The organism is Thermomicrobiales bacterium, assembly GCA_041390825.1.
Lineage (GTDB): Bacteria > Chloroflexota > Chloroflexia > Thermomicrobiales > UBA6265 > JAMLHN01.
On sequence record JAWKPF010000012.1, the window covers coordinates 49,426 to 68,765 of the forward strand.

Below are 19,340 nucleotides of genomic sequence, written 5' to 3' on the forward strand. Positions count from 1 at the left end.
ATGGGAATGAGTTCTGGAATACGTCATTCGTCGCCAGAATGACGAATCACTCCCAGGAGATCGTCGGTCTTGGGGATGCCATTTTCCCGATAGATGATCGTGCCGTCTTTGCCGACGATAAAGACCGTGCGGTTGATCGATTCGCTGTACTCGCCCGGTTTCCCGGGGACCGGCTTCAGCGCGCCATACGCACGGGAGAGTTCCAGCCCCTCATCGACGAGCAAGTCGAAGGGCAATTTGAGATGCACCTTGAAGCGCTCGTGACTGTCGAGGTCGTCACCGCTGATGCCGAATGGAATGGTATCGAAATCTCGATAGGAGTCGATCGCCCTGCGAACCGCGGACAGCTGGTTCGTTCAGCCAGATGTGAAATCTCTGGGATAGAAAATCAGGAGCAGGCGGTAGGCGCCGAAATAGTTCGAGAGGGTGATCGACGTTCCGCCCGTGCTCTCGAGGGTGAAATCGATAGCAGGATCGCCAACATGGGGTCCTGGCGGAAGCGGCAGTTCAGTCATGCGGGCATTTTATGGGAGACGCGTACACCGGGCAAGGCCCGGAATTGAGCTGACGATGACCTGAGACGAAATGAGCGGCCACTGATATCGCAGGGCCGCTCATTTCAGTCTCGCTGCTGCTACTACTGGATGCTCCTATGGCACCAGCAGCATGCGTTCCAGCGCGATCAGCGCATCCTTTTTCGTCACGGGATCGACTTCCACTCGGTTGACCACCTCGCCCCGGGCAAGATGCTCGAGTGACCAGAGCACATAGGCGGGATGCACCCGGTACATGGTCGAGCATGGGCAAATGACCGGATCGAGACAGAAGATCTTCTTCCCCGGCAATTCCTTCTGAAGCCGGTTGACCAGGTTGATCTCAGTGCCAACTGCCCAGGTGGTGCCGTCTGGAGCGTCGCGGATCGTATTGATGATCTTCTCGGTCGATCCGTCGTAATCGGCCGCCTGCACCACCCGATAGTCGCATTCGGGGTGCACGATCACCTGCACGTCGGGATACGCCGCGCGTGCGGTAGCAATCTGCTCGGTCGTAAAGCGGGCATGCACCGAGCAATACCCCTTCCAGAGGATCACGGTGGCGTCCCGCAGTTGCTGCTCGGTGTTGCCACCCAACGGCTGGAACGGATCCCACACGACCATCTTGTCGAGTGGAATGCCCTTTTTCAGTCCGGTATTGCGGCCGAGGTGCTCGTCCGGGAAAAAGAGGATCCGCTCACCACCATCGAACGCCCAGTCGTAGACCCGTTCGGCATTGGAGGACGTGCAGACGATGCCGCCGTTCTTGCCGCAAAACGCTTTGAGACTCGCCGCGGAGTTCATGTAGGTCACGGGAACGACATTGCCGATCCCGAGACGCTTCAGTTCCGCCCAGCAGGCTTCGACATCGACCGGTTTGGCCATGTCGGCCATCGAGCACCCGGCTTCCATGTTGGGCAGAATGACCTGTTGGTGCGGTTGCCCGAGCACATCGGCGCTCTCGGCCATGAAGTGCACACCGCAAAAGAGAATGTAGTCGGCTTCCCCTTGCGTCGCGGCTTCCTGGGAGAGCTTGTATGAGTCCCCGCGGAAGTCGGCGAACTGGATGACCTCGTCCCGTTGGTAGTGATGCCCCAGGATCACGAGCTTGTCGCCGATCGCGTTGCGGGCTTCCCAGGTGCGGGCGTCCCGCTCCTCGACCGGCATCTTGAAGTAGTCGCGCGGAATCTTCGCCTGTTTCTTGGGCGTCGACCCATAGGTGAAGAGGGTTTCATAGGCGCCGGTGCCCTCTTCTGGCACACAGGCCGCGACGCCGAGCTGCTGGTTGTCGAACCACTCGGACGACTTTTCGCCGAACTTCGACGAGAGCCCTTGCGGACGAATGGAAAGATCGATCGAAGAGGACATTGCGCCTCGAACTCCTTCGAGATGAACCAGGAGGCCGGGTCTGACGCCAGACGACCGGAGCATTTCCTCACGCTCCTGATTCCCTCATAGCGTCCCCAAGCATAGAGAGCACGGGAGTAATTGTCAATGTGACACTAAGTCGGGTTCGGCACGCCAAGGCAGCCGATTCACGCTCTTCCACAAGCGCGAATCTGCCCTCATTCACCAATGCAAAACACAACGACGTCCGACCTACACCCCCTATCCACGCCTCTGCCTCTTGCCTCTTGCCTGCTGCCTGTTGCCTGTTGCCCGTTGCCTCTTGCCTGTTGCCTCTTGCCCGTTGCCTGCCTCGCCCGTTGCCCGTTGCCTCTTGCCTGTTGCCCGTTGCCTGTTGCCCCTAAACTTGACCGTTACGATCAGATCACTCATCGAACAGAGGTCATTGATGTCGACAACCACTCTCGAACAGCTCACGCGGGACGACATCCCGGTCGAAGAGACCTGGGATCTTTCGTCCTACTACGTCGATGACGCCGCCTTCGAAGCGGATCTCGCGCGTATCCCGGAGCTCGTGAAACAAGCTGCGTCCTGGCAGGGAAAACTCGGTGAGTCAGCCGCGGGTCTGCGCCAGGCGCTGGACGATTCCATGGCCGCGCGCCAGGTGATTTCCCGCGCTGCCAGTTACGCCCACCTGCGCAAAGACGAGAACGTCGCCAACCCGGAGCGTTCCGCCGCGTTCGAGCGCGCGGTCAGCGCGGCGATCCAGGCCAGCCAGGCGCTGGCGTTCTTCCAGCCGGAACTCCTGCAGATTCCAGAGAAAACCTATGACGAGTTTCTGAAATCTCCCGAGCTCGAGCCCTACCGGCACGCGTTGGAAGACGCCGCTCGCCAGCGGCCGTACGTCCGCTCGATCGAAATCGAGACGGTGCTTGCGCAATCGGCAGAGATCGCACGCACTGCTTCGGAAGCCTTCAGCGCGCTCAACGATGCCGATCTCGATTTCGGGGAGGTCGAGAACGAGGATGGCGAGCTCATCAAACTCACGCGCGCGCTATCAGCTCTTGATGGAAAGCAAGAACCGGGATGTTCGCGCTCGTGCCTACGACAAGTTGATGACCGCCTATGAGAAGCACAAGAACACCACAGGCGCGCTGTTTGCCGGCTCGATCCGCAACGACAACTTCTACGCCAGTGTGCGTGGCTACCCGTCGGCGCGCGCCCAGGCGTTGCTGGATGACAACATACCCGAGTCGGTCTACGACAGCCTGGTCGAGGCAGTCTCGAATTCGACCGGAATCATCGAACGCTACTACAAGCTGCGTTCCAAACTGATCGGTGTCGAGCAGCTCGCGCTCTATGACCTCTATGTGCCGTTGTCTCCGGCGCCGGAGCGTAAGTTCTCGATCCACGAAGCAGTGAACACGGTGCTCGGCAGTCTGTCAGCGCTGGGAGATACCTACACGAACGACCTGAAGGATTTGTTCGGCAAGCGCACCATCGACTGGCACGAAACTGCAGGCAAGAATTCCGGGGCGTATTCGTCCGGAACATACGGCGCCAACCCGGTGATCCTGATGAACTGGAACGGTTCGACCGACCATGTCTTCACCCTGGCACACGAGGCCGGTCACCAGATGCACAGCTTCTATAGCCAGGCCAACAATCCGTTCCACTATGCGGGTTACTCGATCTTCCTCGCCGAGGTCGCCTCGACCATCAACGAGACGCTGCTGACCTGGGATCTGCTCGCCCAGACACCGGAGGAGAATCCACAGGAGCGCTTCTCGATCCTGAACAACTTCGCCGACACGATTTCCGGCACGCTGATCCGGCAGACCATGTTTGCCGATTTCGAGCACCGGGCGCACGTGGCTGCGGCCGAGGGGCAGCCGCTCACGCCGGAGAGCTTGAGCGAGCTCTACGGCGGCCGCACCGAGCTCTACCGGCCCGGTGTGCTCAACGACGACCGCTCCAAGCTCGAATGGAGCCGCGTGCCACACTTCTATCGCGCGTACTACGTTTTCCAATACGCAACCGGCATTTCAGCCGCTTTGGCCATCGCCAGCAGAATCCGCGACGAGGGACCGGAAGCGCGCGAAAACTACCTCGGCATGCTCAAGGCTGGAAGCTCCGACTACCCCATCGAAGTGCTCAAGCGGGGCGGCGCCGACCTCACCACCCCGGAACCGGTCTACGCCGCGCTGCGCATCTTCGATGAGACAATTGCCGAGATGGAGAAACTGTCGGACAACTTCACGGCCGGAGCGAACTAGACACCATGGCGGCCACGCGGGCGCATGCGCGTATCCAGGGATTTGGCGATTCTGTATTCACGCGCATGACCGCGTTGGCGCGGCAGCACAACGCCGTCAACCTGGGTCAGGGATTTCCCGATTTCCCTGGCCCAGACTTCGTCAAGTCCGCCGCCAAGCAGGCGATCGATGCCGATCTGAATCAATACGCCATCAGCTCCGGCGCGCCTCGTCTGAAAGAGCAGGTTGCCATCGACTACGCTGCCGCGCTGGGACGAGACATCGACCCGATGCGTGAGGTCGTGGTAACCAACGGCGCCACCGAGGCTATTTTCGATGCCATTCAGGCGTTCAGCGGTCCGGGCGATGAGGTCGTAGCGTTCGAGCCGTTCTATGACTCCTATCCGGCTTCGGCCACGATTGCTGGAGCGACGTTCGTGCCGGTGCGATTGAATCCACCCGACTGGTCGTTCGACCTCGATGCGCTATCGAGCGCGATCACACCGCGCACCAGGCTCCTGCTCCTCAACACACCGCACAACCCAACCGGCAAGGTCTTTTCCCCGGACGAGCTCGAGCAGATTGCGCATCTGGCTATCGAACGTGACATCCTGGTGCTCACCGACGAGGTCTACGACCGGATCACCTTCGATCGCGCGGTGCACATACCGATCGCCTCGCTGCCGGGAATGTGGGAGCGCACGATCTCGGTCAACTCCACCGGCAAGACCTTCAGCATGACGGGCTGGAAAATCGGCTACGCGGTTGGTCCTGCCGAGCTGGTGGAAGCGATCCAGAGCGTCCACCAATTCGTCACCTTCGCAAGCCCGACTCCATTCCAGGACGCGATGGCGAGTGCCATGGAACAAGCGCGCGCCAACGGTTACTACGACCAATTGAAGCGCGACTACACGCATCGGCGCGATCTGCTCGCCGTATCACTGGCCCAGGCGGGGTTCGAAACGCTAACGGTCGGCGGCAGCTATTTCCTGATGGCCGACATTTCAAACCGAGGGTTCGAAACCGACGTTGCCTTCTGCGAATGGCTGGTGCAGACTGCCGGAGTCGTAGCGCTTCCGCCGTCGGCGTTCTATCTGGACCCAGCCACGGCTCCGCTGCTTGCCCGCTTCTGCTTTGCCAAAACGGACGCCACGATCGCTGCCGCCGCGGATCGGCTTCGCGCCATTCTCGAGTGACCGGATAGCTGGGTCTTCAGCCTCGCGCCCGCATCCATTGCGGCCATTCCTCGACCGGATCGAACCCGACCGAGCGATAGAGTCCAACCGCGTTCTCATTGCCTGCATCGACCGAGAGCCCGATCGTCTCGATTCCCTGCGCGCGCAGCCGTTCGATCCCCCAAAGCAGGAGCCAACGCCCCAACCCACGACCGCGATACTCCCGAAGGACGCCCACCAGGTTGATGTGTCCCACCGGCGGATCGCTCTCGCGGTCGATTCCGGTGGTGCAGAACCCGATCATCTCGTCCTGCGCAGCGCGCAGAATCACGATTGCGGCTGGATCGAAGTTCGGCTTCGCGTGCACATGCTCGATTTGTTCGAGCGTGACGCGCAGGGGTGTCGGGTGGTCGAGAAACGATGTGTTGATCAGATCGATGTACGGAAGGATGTCCGAGTCGGAGTAGCTCGTGGGCGAGAGATCGTTCGGCAGGGACGGGAGCGGGACTACGCGTTCGGGATCGAGTCCGAAGCGCCAGAAACTGTGATCGTAGGCGAATCCCAACGACTCGAGAAAACCAATGGCCCCGGCATTGCCATGGGGAGGGTAGAGGATCAGCGGGCCGTCCGGCGTACCGACCAGCGCCGACTCCATTGCCTCGACCAGTGCGGCGCCAACTCCCTGGCGGCGAAACTCAGGCTCGACGACGACCAGCTTGTAGTCTGAGCAGATCAACCCAACTGGCTTCCCGTCCAGCTCGGCAACCAGAAAGTTCCGGGCAATGGGAAACGCCCCAATGAGCCCTTCGAAGTCGCTCGCAGTGTTGCCCGATTGCTCGCCGGCGGCCAACGACGCGCGCAACAGCGCGGCGAGCGGCTCCTGATCAGCGGGTTGGAAGGTTCGAATAGTAGGGAGTCTGTGTCCAGGCACTCTGCTTTGGCTCATCCACGACTTGAATCGTCCGCAGCAGATGATCCGCGGCTCCGGAAATGTACATTCCTTGCCTGGCGCCGTTTGCGAGGTACTCCAGCTTTTCGACCGTGATCACATCACCAGGAGCCAGCACGGGGATTCCCGGCGGGTAGGGGATGACCAGCTCGGCTGAGATCTCACCGGCTGCTTGCTCGAGTGGAATGGCTCGTTGTCGTGAGAAGAAGGCGTCGCGTGGCGACATCGCCTGAATCCCTGGGGATACGACCGCGCCTGACGACCGCACCACCGCGCCGCCGCCCTTCGGTTTCGACCCGTTTTGCGACCGGGAGATCGACTCGAATGCGGTTACCAACCGGTCGAGCGTGTCTTTGGTGTCGCCCACCGTGACCAGGCAAATCACGCTGGTCAGGTCGCTGCTCTCGGGGTTGATGTGGTAGCGATATCGCAATTCGTCCTCGACCTGAAACCCGGTCAAGCCGAGCCCATGCACATCGATGACCAGCTTGGTGAGGTCGTAGTAGTCGACGCCCAACAATGCGGCGTCCAGGACCGATACGCCCGGAATCCGTTGCAGCCGGTAGCGCGCGTCCTCGGCCAACTCGATGGCGACATCGAGCAATTCCCGGCCATTCAGCACCATTTGCCGCCGGCATCCGTCGATCGTGGCCAGAATGAACGCCGCGGGACTGGTGGTTTGCGCCATCCCGACGGTGGTCGCCACCCGAGCAGGGCTCACACGCGGTCCCTTGATGTGCAGCACCGCGCTTTGGGTGAAGGCGCCCAACACCTTGTGTGTGCTGGCCACCGCGCCGTCCACACCGCTTTCCATAGCGGATTGGGGCAGCGCCGGGTGGAAATGAAAATGCGGCCCCCATGCTTCGTCGACATAGACCGGGATGTTGCGCTGATGCGCGACCTCCGCGATAGCCGCCAGATCGGACGATACGCCGCAGTATGACGGGCTTACGAGAATGACCATCCTGGCGTCAGGATGCTTGCGGAGCATCTCTTCGACGTCGTGCGCTTCGATGCCCAAGCCAATATCCAGCTTCGGATGCAGCTTTGGCGCGATATAGACCGGGCGCGCGCCACTCTGGATCAGCGCGACCATCATCGACTTGTGCACGTCGCGCGCGACGATGACTTTGTCGCCCGGCCGAAGCTGCGCGGTCAGGAAGGCGAGGTTGCCAGTGGAAGATCCGTTGACGAGATAAAAGGTGCGGTCCGAGTTCCAGGCATCGGCGCCGAGCTCTTCCGCCAGCCGCCAGGTATCGAACCCGAAGTGGATCGTATCCGCTCCACCGCTGACCGGAATGTCATTGGAAAACGCATCCGCGCCGAAGAGCTCGATCAGTTCCCGGTCCATGCCGCGCCCGAGCTTGTGCCCCGGCGTGGAAAACGGCGTCATGCTCTGCTGGCGGTACGCGGTCATTCCTTCGATGAACGGCGCGCGATGGTGATCGAGCTTTCCCTGTGCGTCGACAATGGACGGTTGAAAGAACGGGACCGCCGGTTCGATCTGATGCGGTTTTTCGTCTGTGCAGCGTCCAGTGGCGGCGGTGGTTGCCATCGGTTCGAGAATGCCCCCTGCGTCTTGGCCTCGTATCCTGTTGATTTTCTCTCACGGGTGCGTTGCGGGATCAGCCCCACCCTGCACAATCCGGAACGCAAGAACTGTGCTCATTGCACGAACGCGGGAAGCGAGATTGTTCGCAATTCATGGAAACGCCCCGCCAGGTCGTCTCGACCGATGCGATGAGACCGTTTTTCGGGGCGGCCTCGGCAACGAGGAGGACTTCCCGGTAATCGTCACGACGCCATGCGTGCCGCCCGCTATCCCCGTTCGAAGTAGCGCCGCCGCTCCCAATCGGTGACTGCCTGGTCGAACGCTTCTTGTTCGAGCCTTGCCGTATGAAGGTAGTGATGCGCCACCGTCCTGCCAAAGAGCAGTTCCGGTAGGTGGCTCCCTTCCCAGGCCGCGATGGCGTCGACCATCGAGCCAGGCACCCGTGGGAACCCGCTTGCCAGGTATCCGTTCCCCACGAACGGCTCACCAGGATCGATCTGCTTTTCGATGCCGTACATGCCCATCGCCAGCATGGCCGCGTAGACCAGGTAAGGATTGCTGTCGCTTCCCGGGAAGCGGTTCTCTATGCGGATGCTTGCGCCGTTGCCCACGATGCGAAATCCGCAGGTGCGGTTGTCCCGCGACCAGACCAGGTGGACCGGAGCCCAGCTCGACGACGCGAACCGCTTGTATGAGTTGATGTTCGGCGCGGTCAGGAGTGAAAGCGCTCTCGTCCCTTCCAATAATCCGCCCAGGAACCAGCGCATCAGAACCGACATTTCGCCCGCGTCGTTCGCGAAAAGGTTCGCTCCCGTTTCGGGCGCTGCCAGCGAGCAATGCACATGCCCGCTCGAACCGGTCCAACTGGCATCCGGTTTGGCCATGAACGTCACCGCCAGCCCCTGCTGAACCGCCATCTCCTTGATGCCGTGCTTGAGCAGCACCGTCCGGTCGGCGGCGTCGAGCGCATTGCCGTAGTGGATGTTGATCTCGTGCTGCGCGACGGCCGCTTCGCCTTTGCTGAACTCGATCGGCACGCCGGCTTCATTGAGCTGAGTGCGGAGCAATCGATAGAACGGTTCGTACTTGGTTCCCTGAAAGAGTTGGTAGTCCTCATTGAAGTCGCCGCCGAGTACGAAATTCCGGTAATCCTTCTCCTTGACCGCGCGAAAGCTCTCGTCGAAGAGGTAGAACTCGAGTTCGCTGGCCATCTTTGGCTCGAATCCCATAGCTCGGCACCGCTCGACCTGCTGTTTCAGCAACGTACGGGGGGAGACCGGGATTTCTTCACCAGTTGCTTCATCGACCACGTCCGCCAGAATGAGCGCGGAGCCAGGGAGCCAGGGGATGCGGCGCGCGGTGCCCCAATCGGGACGGGAGAGGTAGTCGCCGTATCCGGACTCCCAGGTCATGAGTTCGTAGCCCTTGGGCGTTTCGAGCTCGATGTCCGTGCCAAGCAGATAGGTGCAGAAATGCGTGCCGTGGTTCCTGGCGTGTTCGAGAAAGTACCAACCGCTGACTCGTTTGCCGATCAGTCGTCCCTGCATGTCGCAGCTGGCGACGATGACCGTATCGATCGCCCCACTTTCGATCTCGGCAGCGAGCTCCTGCTCGGTCAGCATGCCCCGAATCTGCATCGGTCTAGACCTCGTCTTCCAGTCGGTAGAAGCGGACGGCATTCTGCTTCCAAAGCTTGTTCTTTTGCTCGTCGGAGAAGTCCTTTGTGATCGTTTCGACCGTCTCGACCCAACGGGTGAAGCTGGCCGCCTGCGTGACCACGGGCCAATCCGATCCGAACAAGACCCGGTCTTCGCCGAAGACCGTGAGCGCGTGCTCCACGTAGGGGCGCACATCATCGAGTGTCCAATGTTCCAGATCGGCTTCGGTGGTCGCGCCGCTGATCTTGCAGACCACATTGCCGAAGCTCGCCAGTTCGGCCATCTGGCTCGCCCACGGTTCGAATTGCCCGCCGCGAATGTTCGGTTTGGCGATGTGATTCATGATGAACTCGGTTCCCGGGCATTGCCGAACGAGTTCTACATTCGCTGACAACTGGTTGAAGTAACAGCAGATTTCCGAGGTCAATCCATACTCGGGCAGGATCTGATTCCCGCGAATGAAACCAGGCCGGAGGCAGAACTCCGGATCGGATTCTCCTTGCACGATCCGCCGGATGCTCTTGATCTTCGGGGAGTACTCCACGAGTGTCTCGAGATAGATACGAACCCTGTCACCTTCCTCGAGCGGCGCCCACGGCACGATTGCCAACACACGCGGATCGACCTCAGCCAGGGACGCGATGGTTTGCGCTTCGATCAACGCATACGTCGGCGCCACATCGACCTGGAGATAGACGAAGCCTTCCACGTTCAGGTCACCAGTCGCGGCGAAATAGTCGTCGATCCAAAGCGGCTTGTTCAGGCTGGGGACGTTCTCCAGCCAGGGAAGCGGAAAGCGCTCGGTATTCCAGATATGCACGTGCGAATCGACGATCGGCCGCGTTGCCATGGTTCACCTTTCTCCTTCGAACTCGTAGCCGTTACTCTAGCGCAGCTTGCTCGAGGACTGGCAGGCGTGAGAGCGCCAGATGCGCGATGGAACACTCCATGCAGCGTCGTGGCTCGCAGTACATCCGGTCCAGCTGGATCAGACCCTGCATGCCGCGTTCGCCGATGCGCCCGAGCCGGGCCGAACCTGCCACTTGCCGCAATGCTCGTTTGGTGATCTGATTTGGTTCTCCAGATTCCAACACGGCCCAGCGATGCGACGCGGCCTCGGACAGCTCTTGTTCTTCGGTCGCATCAGCCAGCGCCATCAGGAATGGGAGCACGCCGCTCGCCACGATCGCGATCGCGCGGCCCTCGCCCATACCGGTCCGGTCACCCGATCGTGACTGTTCGATCAGGAGACGCACAGGATCGTTGCCGGTGCGAACCGTTTCCACGATCGAAGCCGTCAACCCTTCGAACGAACTGGTCAGGAGGGCCGCGGCCATGCCGAGTCGCAGCAACGGGTGATTGGCTGGTCGGACCCGCACGCGCTCCCAACTCGTGGGAGGCAAGCGATCGTGACGCCAGGCAGATCCATGCGAATGCCAAAAACCCTCGACTCGTTGCAGTTCTGCCGGTGTGAGCTGGGCAATCTCTGCCTCTGTCGGGGAGAGTGGCAGAAAACCGCCGACGCCCAGCAGGAGCCCAAGCCCAAGCGCGTACCGCTCGCCTGGTTCGACCAGGGCGAGCAACGCATCGATCAGCGCGACTGGCATGCGGCGCGCCAATTGTCGCATCGGTTCTCGATTGGCAGAGTATCCGAGACCGTCCATGACGAGCTCGAAGAGGACATCCGCGGGCGCTTCACGTTCGAACCGCGCCGAGAGCTGCGTGACCTTGCCGCCCAGCCGCTCGTCTCCCAGATTCCAGAGCGTTTCTCGAATCGCCGCCGGCTCGCTCAGCGCCACAGATTCGGCGCACACGTCGCCACCGACCAGATCCCAGTCGACGGTGTAGCCATGCAGCGCTGTCAGCAGGTCCGGTTCCGGCGCGACCACCGCGACCGGCACGATTCGCCCGTCAGACCGGCGTGTTTCGCTGCCGTCGTGTTCCAGCACGACATGCAGGATGACGTCGTTGTAGCGGGGATCGCGGTCGTGTCCGTGTTGTTTCCATGCCGCGGTCGAGAGGTGGATTTCGATGCTTCCGGCTTGCAAACGCCCATCGCCGAAATCGATCAGCGCTTTCTGGAAGTCTGGGCCCAATCCATGCGACCAGCTCCCGCGATAGACGATCGAGAGCTCGCGTCCGTCCGCGCACCGGATCGGCGCGCTCAGATCTGCTCCGTTCCACCAGCGTGAAACGGCGATCTCGCGGATTCGTGTGGGCTCTTTGCGGGTCGAGTCCAACCAACTGCTCGATGTCGACTCGGGTGAAGCGTTCCCGGCACTCTACCAGATCAGCAGCGGTTCGAGTCTTGGCGGGTCACTGGATCGATCGAGTGGCATGCGAAGGAGACAGATTCGTGCCTGCGAGAAACGCCTCGATGGCTGCCGCCGCTTGTCGTTCCCAGCCGTTCTGGGTTACGTCCAGCCACACGATCCTGGGGTTCTTGCGGAGCCATGTCTCCTGATGGCGCACATAGCGATGTGTGTCGTGCTTGATCGTCTGGATTGATTCCTCGAGCGATAGCTCCCCATCGATCGCCGGAAAGAGCTGCCGGTATCCCAGGGCCGAAAATGCCGGATTCGACCGAGGCACTCCGGACTCCAGGAGTGTCCGCACTTCGCGCTCGAGCCCTTGCGCGATCTGATCGTCCACCCGGTCGTCGATGGCCTGGTAGAGGCGTTCACGGGGCATCGAAAGCCCCAGTTCCAGTGCGCGATATCGCGGGGCGTCCTTGCCTTCCAGCTCGCTCATCGGTTGGCCGGTCGCCTCGAAGATCTCGAGTGCCCGAATCACTCTGCGCGGGTTCGTCGCGCTGCGCTCGGCCGCGGCCGGATCGACTGCCCGCAAACGCTCGACCACCGGTTCCAGCCCACGCTCGGTGATCTCCTGCTCCATACGCGCACGAAATGCCTGGTCGGGCGCAACGCGGGGAATTCGCCAGTTCTCCACGACCGCGTTGATGTAGAGCGGCGTCCCTCCTACCAGGAACGGCAAGTTTCCTCGCGCCAGTACATCGTCGATCGCGCTGAACGCCAACTCCTGAAACACCGCGAGCGACATGCCTTCCGGGTCGTCGAGATCGAGAATGTCGATCAGGTGGTGGGGAACACCTTTTCGCTCGGCCATGGTCGGCTTGGCAACGCCGATGTCCATCCCGCGGTACAGGTATCGGGAATCGGCATTGATCACCTCACCGCCGAAGCGCTGGCTCAACGCAATCGAGAGCGCGGTCTTTCCAGTGGCTGTGGCGCCACAAATGACGATCAACGGCGGCAGATCAAGTGATTCGATTTGTTTTGCGCCTGCATCCAAAACTACAATGGCCTACTGCGAGGAAGCGATCCGCTTCCCAGGAGACGGCGAAACCCCGCGACGTCGCGCACCGTTTCGTAATGAGACCTTCGTCCGCACAGGCCCCAACGCTTCATGGTTCAGTGGCTCGTCCAAATTCTCAAGATCGCGACTATTCTGGTCATCTCCGGGCTGGTCTTGCTGGGCGGCGCGCGCGCCTTCGAGCATTTCCAGAACGAATCCCGACCGGATGATATCGGGAAGGTCTACACCGTCACGATCGACGCGGACAACACGCCGGACGAAATCGCCCAACTGCTCGAAGACAATGGCTTGATCAATAGCAAGACGTACTTCACCAACCGGATGCGCGTCGTCAATACCGAGCTGGAGCCCGGTTCCTACCGCATCACCAAGGGGATGTCGGTCGGAGACATTATCGACACCATCACCGGAAACGCCTCCGAGGACAATGACGATTCGGACAGTGGCGGCAGCATTGCCGATACCTCGACCCTCTCCATTACCGTCATCGAGGGCTGGCGCACCGAGCAAATCGCGGACGAGCTGGTGAATCTCGGCTGGAACGGCACCTTCGATGAGTTCATGGAGGCCGCGCGGAACTATCCGTCCGAAAACTTTTCGTTCCTTGCCGATCGGCCGGAAGGAGCCTCGCTCGAAGGCTACCTCTACCCGGACACATACAACTTCACTCCCGATTCCACCCCTAACGAGATCATCGAATCGATGCTCACCAATTTCGACGCCAAGGTTCCGCAGGACATGCGCGATCGTGCTGCTGAAATGGGACTCACGTTGTATGAGGTCATGACCTTTGCGTCGCTGGTGGAACGGGAAGCCGCCGTATCGGAAGAGCGCCCGATCATTGCCGACATCTATCAGAAGCGCTATGTCGAGGGATGGCGGCTCGACGCCGATCCCACCGTGCAATACGCCATCGGGTCGACCGGCGATTGGTGGCCAGAGCTCACCGGCGACGATCTCTATGTCGAAAGCCCCTACAACACGTATCAGGTGATGGGTTTGCCACCTGGACCGATTGCAAACCCAGGCTATTCCTCCATCCGGGCGGTGCTCTTCCCCGCCGATTCGCCGTATTACTTCTTCTTTGCCAAGGCGGACGGCTCCGGGTATCACCTGTTTGCGACCACGCTCGACGAGCAGCAGCAGAACATCGACTACATCGCCGGCGATGTCAGTGAACCTGCCGCCGGTAGCGATCCCTTCGCAGGTTCCTGACCCATGGGCGACGGCTCCCGCTACCGGGTCGGTGTCATTGGTGACCCGGTCGAGCATTCCATCTCGCCTGCCATGCAGCAACCGGCGCTCGATGCCCTCGGAATTCCGGCGACCTACGAACGTTGGCACACAACGCTGGCCGAGCTCCCCGCTCGTATCGAATCTCTGCGCGAACCGGATGTACTCGGTGCGAATGTCACTGTTCCCCATAAGGAGCACGTCATTCCACTCATCGATGAGGTTTCCACGCTTGCTGCGCGCGCTGGAGCGGTCAATACGATCTCCAATCGCAATGGCCGCTTGTTTGGTGACAACACCGATGTCTATGGTCTTGCGCGCTCTCTGCAGTTGCACGCCGGCGATCTTGCGGGATGGCATGCGGTGATCCTCGGCGCTGGAGGGGCTGCCAGGGCCGCAGTCTTGTCGCTCGAATCAGTCGGCGCGGGCCGCATTTCGATCCTGAATCGCACAGTCGAGCGCGCTGAGCGGCTACGTGTCGATCTTGCCCCAGCACCAGTCGACGCTCTTGCGTCAGATGCGCCGGCGGCGCTCGAAGCCATACGTTCTGCGGATCTGCTCATCAATGCCACCGCGCTGGGATGGAAACGTGGTGAGCTTCCCCTTTCGGAGGAGCGCATAGCGCTCTTGCCTGCGACAGCGCTAGTGGTCGACATCACCTATCGAGACACTGATCTCCTCGAAGCGGCCCGCACGCGTGGGTTGCGCGCGCTCGACGGGTTGGAAATGTTGGTCTTTCAGGGCGCGCGCTCGCTCGAGATCTGGACCGGAAAGTCCGCTCCAGTGGATCTCATGCTGGACGCCGCTCGCGTGGCTCGGGCAGCGCGATCGTGACTTTGCTGCCCATCGCGCTCGTCATCCTTGGCTTGCTGTTGGCAGCCATTCTCTGGAATCTCTCAGAGATTGGGCTGGGAAAGAGCTCCCGGCAGCTGCAGCCTGCCTGCGCAAGCTGCCACGCGCCGCTGCCAGCAACGACCTGGCTCCCGCTTTACGGCCTTTTCACGGCGCGCCGCTGCCGATCCTGTTCCACCACGCAACCGAATGGCCGCCTGTTCTGGGAGTTGGCCGTGGCGGCGTATTTCTTTCTGCTCGGGTGGACGTGGGACGACCCGCGCAAACTCGTGTTTGCGGTTGTTTCCGCGATTCCTCTGCTGCTCATTCTCATCATCGATCTGCGCGGAAACGTGCTCTATCTCAACAGCATCGTATTCGCATTGGCGGTCGCGGCCGTGCTCGGCTTTCTCGACGGTCCCCGCGCCATGGGATCGGCGATGGTCGGGCTCATCGGCGGGGTGGCCATCGCGGTTGCCTTCTTCGCCCTGTCGCGGTGGGTCTTCCGCAGCATGAATTTCAAGATCTCCGCGATCGGCGTAGGGGATATCTATATCTCCGCCGCGGTTGGCGCCATTGTTCGTGGCGATGGCATCGTCCCTGCGTTCGTGATCGCAGTCATCCTTGCTGTCACGGCGAGCATTCTTCTCCCGCTCGTCTCCAGGTCGGCGCGCCAGCACGCGACAGCCTACGGTCCTTTTCTCTGTCTCGGAGGACTCATTACGTTGTTGCTTTGAGGGAACCTTCGGGCAGGAGTCCAGAGTCCAGAGTCCAGGGGCCTGAGTCCTGGGCCTTGAGACGAATGTGAGTGATTGCTGTCCTGTCGGGGTTGCTGAGGTCTACTGGCAGCGGGAGCTTGCAGGAGGAGGAAAGTCGGCCATCGAGCAACGCTCGCGGCTGCACCGCCCCGGATCTCCCGAAAACACCACCGCCGGCTCGATGAAGCCGGCGGTCAACTCGCACGTTCGAAATCCCAGTGGCGTTTCGGAGATCAATCGCCCCAGTCGACGTCGTAGATTCCGTCGCCGTCTTCGTCGGTGAGCTGGACGCCACAGCCGTCGAATCCGCCGGTGCCGCCCGAGCCGCCAGTTGCGGTCCCTCCGACCGAAACCGCGCAACCGCCATCGGCCAAGCCGCCGCCGTTGCCGCCGGTTGCATCGCCCCCGACCGAGACCGCGGTGCCGCCATTGCCCCCGACCGAGCCGTTGTCGATCGAGCCAGGCTGACCGCCATTGCCACCGGTCGCGTTGCCGTTGGTAGCGGTCGCGTTTCCGCCGTTACCGCCATCGCCACCAGAGGCCTGAGCGTCGGTCGCAATACCGCCGTTGCCGCCATCGCCACCGATCGCATTGCCATTTACAGCGGTCGCGTTGCCGCCGTTGCCACCGTTGCCGGCCGTCGCGACCACACCGGTCGCGTTACCGCCGTTGCCACCATCACCGCCCGTTGCATTGGCATTGGTCGCAATCGCGCTACCGCCATTCCCGCCGTTTCCACCATAGGAAACACCGCCAAATGCCACACCGCCATCGCCGCCATCGCCTCCGGTTGCATTGCCGCCGGCGATCTGGCCGAGGCCACCGGTGGCGGTGCCACCATTGCCGCCCACACCGCCGAAGACCAGATCGGCCTCGGTCGAGGGTGTGCATGCGCTGTCGATCTCGGCATTGGCGTTGCTGAGCTGGAACATCAGAACCGAAACGTTGCAGTCGCCGCTCAGCACTTGCGCGTCGAAGGCGCCACCGGCGTTACCGCCATCACCGCCAACGCCATCTCCGCCAATGTAGCCATACCCGCCAGTGGCCGAACCACCGGTGCCGCCGTTCCCACCAATGGTGAAGTCCGCGGACGACTGTGAAAGCTCCACATCGCCGGTGTAGCCATAGGTGATGATGCCGATGGTGATGGCGCTACCGCCCTGGCCGCCCTGGCCGCCAAACGCGTTGCCACCGTTGCCGATATGTCCGTCTTCTGTTTCGCCTTCGATGATTTCGCCAGGTGTCGCGATGCCGTCGATGCCGACCCCGTCCAGCCCCGGACCATCCTCGGCCTGGCCATCGAAACCTTCACCGTTGACATCGTCTGGACTCACATTGGGCGTCGTGGTCACATTGCCCGCGCCGCTGCCGTTCGAGCCGGACTGCGTGCCAGCAACCGCGCTTCCGCTTCCGTTTCCGCTGCTGCCAGTACCACCCGTGCCCTGACCCGCGGAACCCTTGGCGCCGCCGACACCGCTGCCGCCGACACCGTTGCCTGCGGCAACCGTGCCCAGCACTCCGGTCGAAGCAGTCGCACCGCCGCCCTGGCCGCCATCGCCGCCAAGCGCGTCGCCGCCGGCTCCGCCATTGCCGCCTGCGCTGAAATCTCCGGCTTTGATCGCCGAAATCGAGCCATCCGCGCCGGAATCCGTATCGAGGACCATGCCGGTTACGATCGAGTTGCCACCCGATCCACCTGAACCGCCGTTGGCGATGCCGCCCGTTCCGCCGATGCCACCGTAGGTATTGCCTTCGTAGACGTCACCGCCAACCGCGTTGCCGCCCTGGCCGACGCCACCCTGGCCTGTGCCACCGTTGGCATCGCCACCGTATCCATTGCCTCCGGTGCCAACGCCCCCGGTATTGCCGAGGTGGACCGTTTCGGAAACACCGGCACCAGCGGTGCTTCCGCTGCCGGACGCGCCACCGCCGGTGGCGTTCCCACCGACTGTGCTTCCACTGGCATTGCCGCCGTAGCCGTTCCCACCCGAACCGGAACCACCCGTGCCGCCCTGGCCACCGATGCCGGTGCCACCAGTGCCGCGCCCGCCAGTGACCGTGCCGCCGACCACGCGGCCACCGTTGGCCTGGCCGCCTTCGCCGCCCTGGCCACCGTTCGCGTCGCCGCCGTCTCCGCCGTCCCCGGCGATCGCGGTATTGCCGCCCAATCCGGTGACGGTCACGTCACCCTGGGCGTCTGTTGCTTCGATTTCAGTCAGATTCGTGGAACCGCCGTCACCGCCGTCGCCACCCTGCCCGGTACCGCCGGTGCCACCGGTGCCGCCAATCGTGGTGCCGCCATAGACATCGCCACCATAGGCATCGCCGCCCGTACCGGTGCCGCCGGTGCCTGTGCCGCCGTTGGCGTCGCCGCCATAGCCGTCTCCGCCGGTGCCGGCACCGCCCTGATTGCCACCGCCTTCGGTGTGGGACAACGCAGACCCGCCAATCGACCCGGAACCTGACGCCCCACCGCCGATGGCATCTCCGCCTACCGTGTTGCCCGTAGCGTTGCCGCCCTGGCCATTGCCGCCGTAGCCGTTGCCACCAGTGCCGGCCCGTCCACCGCTGCCGCGGCCACCGGTGCCGCTTCCGCCAGCAACGCTGCCGCCAGCGGCATCGCCTCCATTTGCGGTGCCGCCTTTGCCGCCAGTGCCGCCGGCGCCAGTGGCGCCATCGCCGCCGTCACCGCCAAGAACCTGTGTCTTGCCAGGAGCTGCCCAATCGAGCGTGCTGCTCTGGGTAATCTGAGAAACTGTATGGTCGATCGCGCCACCATCCCCGCCGTCGCCGCCGGTTCCGGTGCCGCCCTGACCGCCCTGGGACCCTGTTGTATCGCCCGCGCGCACGACTCCACCAGTCGCATCGCCGCCGTTTCCGGCGCCGCCAGTGCCTGCGCCGCCAGTCGAATCGCCACCGGATCCGTCTCCACCAACTGCGCTGCCGCCGGTGTTGCCTCCGCCGGTGGTGGAACTCGTGGCATTTCCGCCCTGGGAATTCGCGCCGGAAGCGCCTTGCCCGGTGGCCGGACCGCCGACCGTCGTCCCTCCGGCATTGCCACCCTGGCCGTTTCCGGCAGTGGCGTTGCCGCCCTGACCGCCGTTGCCGGCAGTTCCATTGCCGCCGGTGGCGTTGCCACCGCGGGTATTGCCGCCGGTCGCATCGCCACCGATGGCAGCCGCGCCGTTTGCGCCGGTACCACCGGTGCCGGATGCGCCATCTCCGCCGTCCGCGGCGGAAATCGACACAAGCGTTCCGTTGTCAGTCGTGGATGTAGGAAGAAGGTTGCCATCGACGCCGTCGATGCCAGCGACATTTTGGCCCTGACCCGCCGGCTTGCCGGAGGTATTCCCGCTGGTGACCGGACCACCCTGAGCGGGACCGCCGTTTGCAGCGCCACCCGTGGCGTCACCGCCGGTCGAGGCGCCGCCCTCCGCGTTCGCGCCGAAGCCGTTCCCGCCAGTATGCCCGCCGCCGGTGGTTACCGACGCGGAATCATTGCCGACGATCGCAGCTGCGTCGACCGATGTTCCCGCTCCTTCGCCGATCTCGTCGGCACGCACGACAGGAGCGAAAAGACCGATCGCCAGAACAACGGAAAGAACCGCTGCAATCAAACGTGATGTGCGGCTCTCTGTACGTATCAAAGACCTACCCATCCCTGTGTGAACCGTTGCCTTGCAGGCGCGGATTCACGTTCCCCGTTCACGGGA

Annotated in this window: 15 protein-coding genes; 6 read left to right on the forward strand and 9 right to left on the reverse strand. The window is 62.4% G+C overall.

What is annotated here, in order from left to right; all coding sequences use genetic code 11:
* Window positions 1-23: 23 nt before the first annotated feature.
* Window positions 24-515 (reverse strand): peroxiredoxin, encoded by a 492-nt coding sequence (locus tag R2855_07830; protein ID MEZ4530930.1) that lies wholly within the window; start codon window positions 513-515, stop codon window positions 24-26.
* Window positions 516-650: 135 nt separating this feature from the next.
* On the reverse strand, window positions 651-1,901 hold the full coding sequence (gene nadA / locus R2855_07835; GenBank protein ID MEZ4530931.1) for a quinolinate synthase NadA: 1,251 nt from the start codon (window positions 1,899-1,901) through the stop codon (window positions 651-653).
* 427 nt (window positions 1,902-2,328) lie between these two features.
* On the opposite strand from nadA, the gene R2855_07840 reads away from it, so the two are divergent.
* The 3 genes from R2855_07840 to R2855_07850 are packed head-to-tail and all read left to right on the forward strand — an operon-like array spanning window position 2,329 to window position 5,331.
* Entirely contained in the window at window positions 2,329-3,009 is a 681-nt protein-coding gene (locus R2855_07840) for a hypothetical protein (protein ID MEZ4530932.1), read from the forward strand.
* A complete protein-coding gene (locus R2855_07845; protein MEZ4530933.1) occupies window positions 2,906-4,156 on the forward strand; it encodes a M3 family oligoendopeptidase in 1,251 nt (416 codons plus the stop codon). Before R2855_07840 ends, R2855_07845 begins: the two co-directional genes overlap by 104 nt.
* Window positions 4,157-4,161: 5 nt before the next feature.
* Window positions 4,162-5,331 carry an aminotransferase class I/II-fold pyridoxal phosphate-dependent enzyme gene (locus R2855_07850; protein ID MEZ4530934.1) on the forward strand — a complete coding sequence of 390 codons (1,170 nt, stop codon included), beginning with the start codon at window positions 4,162-4,164 and terminating at the stop codon, window positions 5,329-5,331.
* A 16-nt stretch (window positions 5,332-5,347) separates the two neighbouring features.
* Here the strand turns inward: R2855_07850 and R2855_07855 are convergent, their stop codons facing one another.
* The 6 genes from R2855_07855 to miaA form a co-directional block, all read right to left on the reverse strand.
* Window positions 5,348-6,241, reverse strand: a complete 894-nt coding sequence (locus tag R2855_07855) for a GNAT family N-acetyltransferase (protein MEZ4530935.1) — start codon at window positions 6,239-6,241, stop codon at window positions 5,348-5,350.
* Window positions 6,195-7,814, reverse strand: a complete 1,620-nt coding sequence (locus R2855_07860; GenBank protein MEZ4530936.1) for an aminotransferase class I/II-fold pyridoxal phosphate-dependent enzyme — start codon at window positions 7,812-7,814, stop codon at window positions 6,195-6,197. The genes R2855_07855 and R2855_07860 overlap by 47 nt, the downstream gene beginning before the upstream one ends.
* 263 nt (window positions 7,815-8,077) lie before the next feature.
* Window positions 8,078-9,448 (reverse strand): glutamine synthetase family protein, encoded by a 1,371-nt coding sequence (locus R2855_07865; protein ID MEZ4530937.1) that lies wholly within the window; start codon window positions 9,446-9,448, stop codon window positions 8,078-8,080.
* Window positions 9,449-9,452: 4 nt separating this feature from the next.
* Window positions 9,453-10,319, reverse strand: a complete 867-nt coding sequence (locus tag R2855_07870) for an amidohydrolase family protein (protein ID MEZ4530938.1) — start codon at window positions 10,317-10,319, stop codon at window positions 9,453-9,455.
* A 31-nt stretch (window positions 10,320-10,350) separates the two neighbouring features.
* A complete protein-coding gene (locus tag R2855_07875; GenBank protein ID MEZ4530939.1) occupies window positions 10,351-11,709 on the reverse strand; it encodes a DUF2851 family protein in 1,359 nt (452 codons plus the stop codon).
* Window positions 11,710-11,785: 76 nt separating this feature from the next.
* Entirely contained in the window at window positions 11,786-12,736 is a 951-nt protein-coding gene (gene miaA / locus R2855_07880) for a tRNA (adenosine(37)-N6)-dimethylallyltransferase MiaA (GenBank protein MEZ4530940.1), read from the reverse strand.
* 159 nt (window positions 12,737-12,895) lie between these two features.
* Here miaA and mltG point away from each other — a divergent pair, with 159 nt between their 5' ends.
* From mltG to R2855_07895, 3 genes are read left to right on the forward strand one after another with little or no spacing between them, the layout of a single operon-like run.
* Window positions 12,896-14,020, forward strand: coding sequence for an endolytic transglycosylase MltG (gene mltG, locus R2855_07885; protein ID MEZ4530941.1), 1,125 nt, complete (start codon window positions 12,896-12,898; stop codon window positions 14,018-14,020).
* A 3-nt stretch (window positions 14,021-14,023) separates the two neighbouring features.
* On the forward strand, window positions 14,024-14,872 hold the full coding sequence (aroE, locus tag R2855_07890; protein MEZ4530942.1) for a shikimate dehydrogenase: 849 nt from the start codon (window positions 14,024-14,026) through the stop codon (window positions 14,870-14,872).
* Window positions 14,869-15,606 carry an A24 family peptidase gene (locus tag R2855_07895; GenBank protein ID MEZ4530943.1) on the forward strand — a complete coding sequence of 246 codons (738 nt, stop codon included), beginning with the start codon at window positions 14,869-14,871 and terminating at the stop codon, window positions 15,604-15,606. The genes aroE and R2855_07895 overlap by 4 nt, the downstream gene beginning before the upstream one ends.
* Window positions 15,607-15,860: 254 nt before the next feature.
* Here the strand turns inward: R2855_07895 and R2855_07900 are convergent, their stop codons facing one another.
* Window positions 15,861-19,274, reverse strand: a complete 3,414-nt coding sequence (locus R2855_07900; GenBank protein MEZ4530944.1) for a hypothetical protein — start codon at window positions 19,272-19,274, stop codon at window positions 15,861-15,863.
* Window positions 19,275-19,340: the final 66 nt, after the last annotated feature.

What these genes read in the sequence shown, in the direction of transcription:
- nadA (MEZ4530931.1), bottom strand. Translation starts at nt 1,901, where the DNA reads ATGTCCTCTTCGATCGATCTTTCCATTCGTCCGCAAGGGCTCTCGTCG.
- R2855_07840 (MEZ4530932.1), top strand. Translation starts at nt 2,329, where the DNA reads ATGTCGACAACCACTCTCGAACAGCTCACGCGGGACGACATCCCGGTC.
- R2855_07845 (MEZ4530933.1), top strand. Translation starts at nt 2,906, where the DNA reads ATGGCGAGCTCATCAAACTCACGCGCGCGCTATCAGCTCTTGATGGAA.
- R2855_07850 (MEZ4530934.1), top strand. Translation starts at nt 4,162, where the DNA reads ATGGCGGCCACGCGGGCGCATGCGCGTATCCAGGGATTTGGCGATTCT.
- R2855_07860 (MEZ4530936.1), bottom strand. Translation starts at nt 7,814, where the DNA reads ATGGCAACCACCGCCGCCACTGGACGCTGCACAGACGAAAAACCGCAT.
- R2855_07865 (MEZ4530937.1), bottom strand. Translation starts at nt 9,448, where the DNA reads ATGCAGATTCGGGGCATGCTGACCGAGCAGGAGCTCGCTGCCGAGATC.
- R2855_07870 (MEZ4530938.1), bottom strand. Translation starts at nt 10,319, where the DNA reads ATGGCAACGCGGCCGATCGTCGATTCGCACGTGCATATCTGGAATACC.
- mltG (MEZ4530941.1), top strand. Translation starts at nt 12,896, where the DNA reads ATGGTTCAGTGGCTCGTCCAAATTCTCAAGATCGCGACTATTCTGGTC.
- aroE (MEZ4530942.1), top strand. Translation starts at nt 14,024, where the DNA reads ATGGGCGACGGCTCCCGCTACCGGGTCGGTGTCATTGGTGACCCGGTC.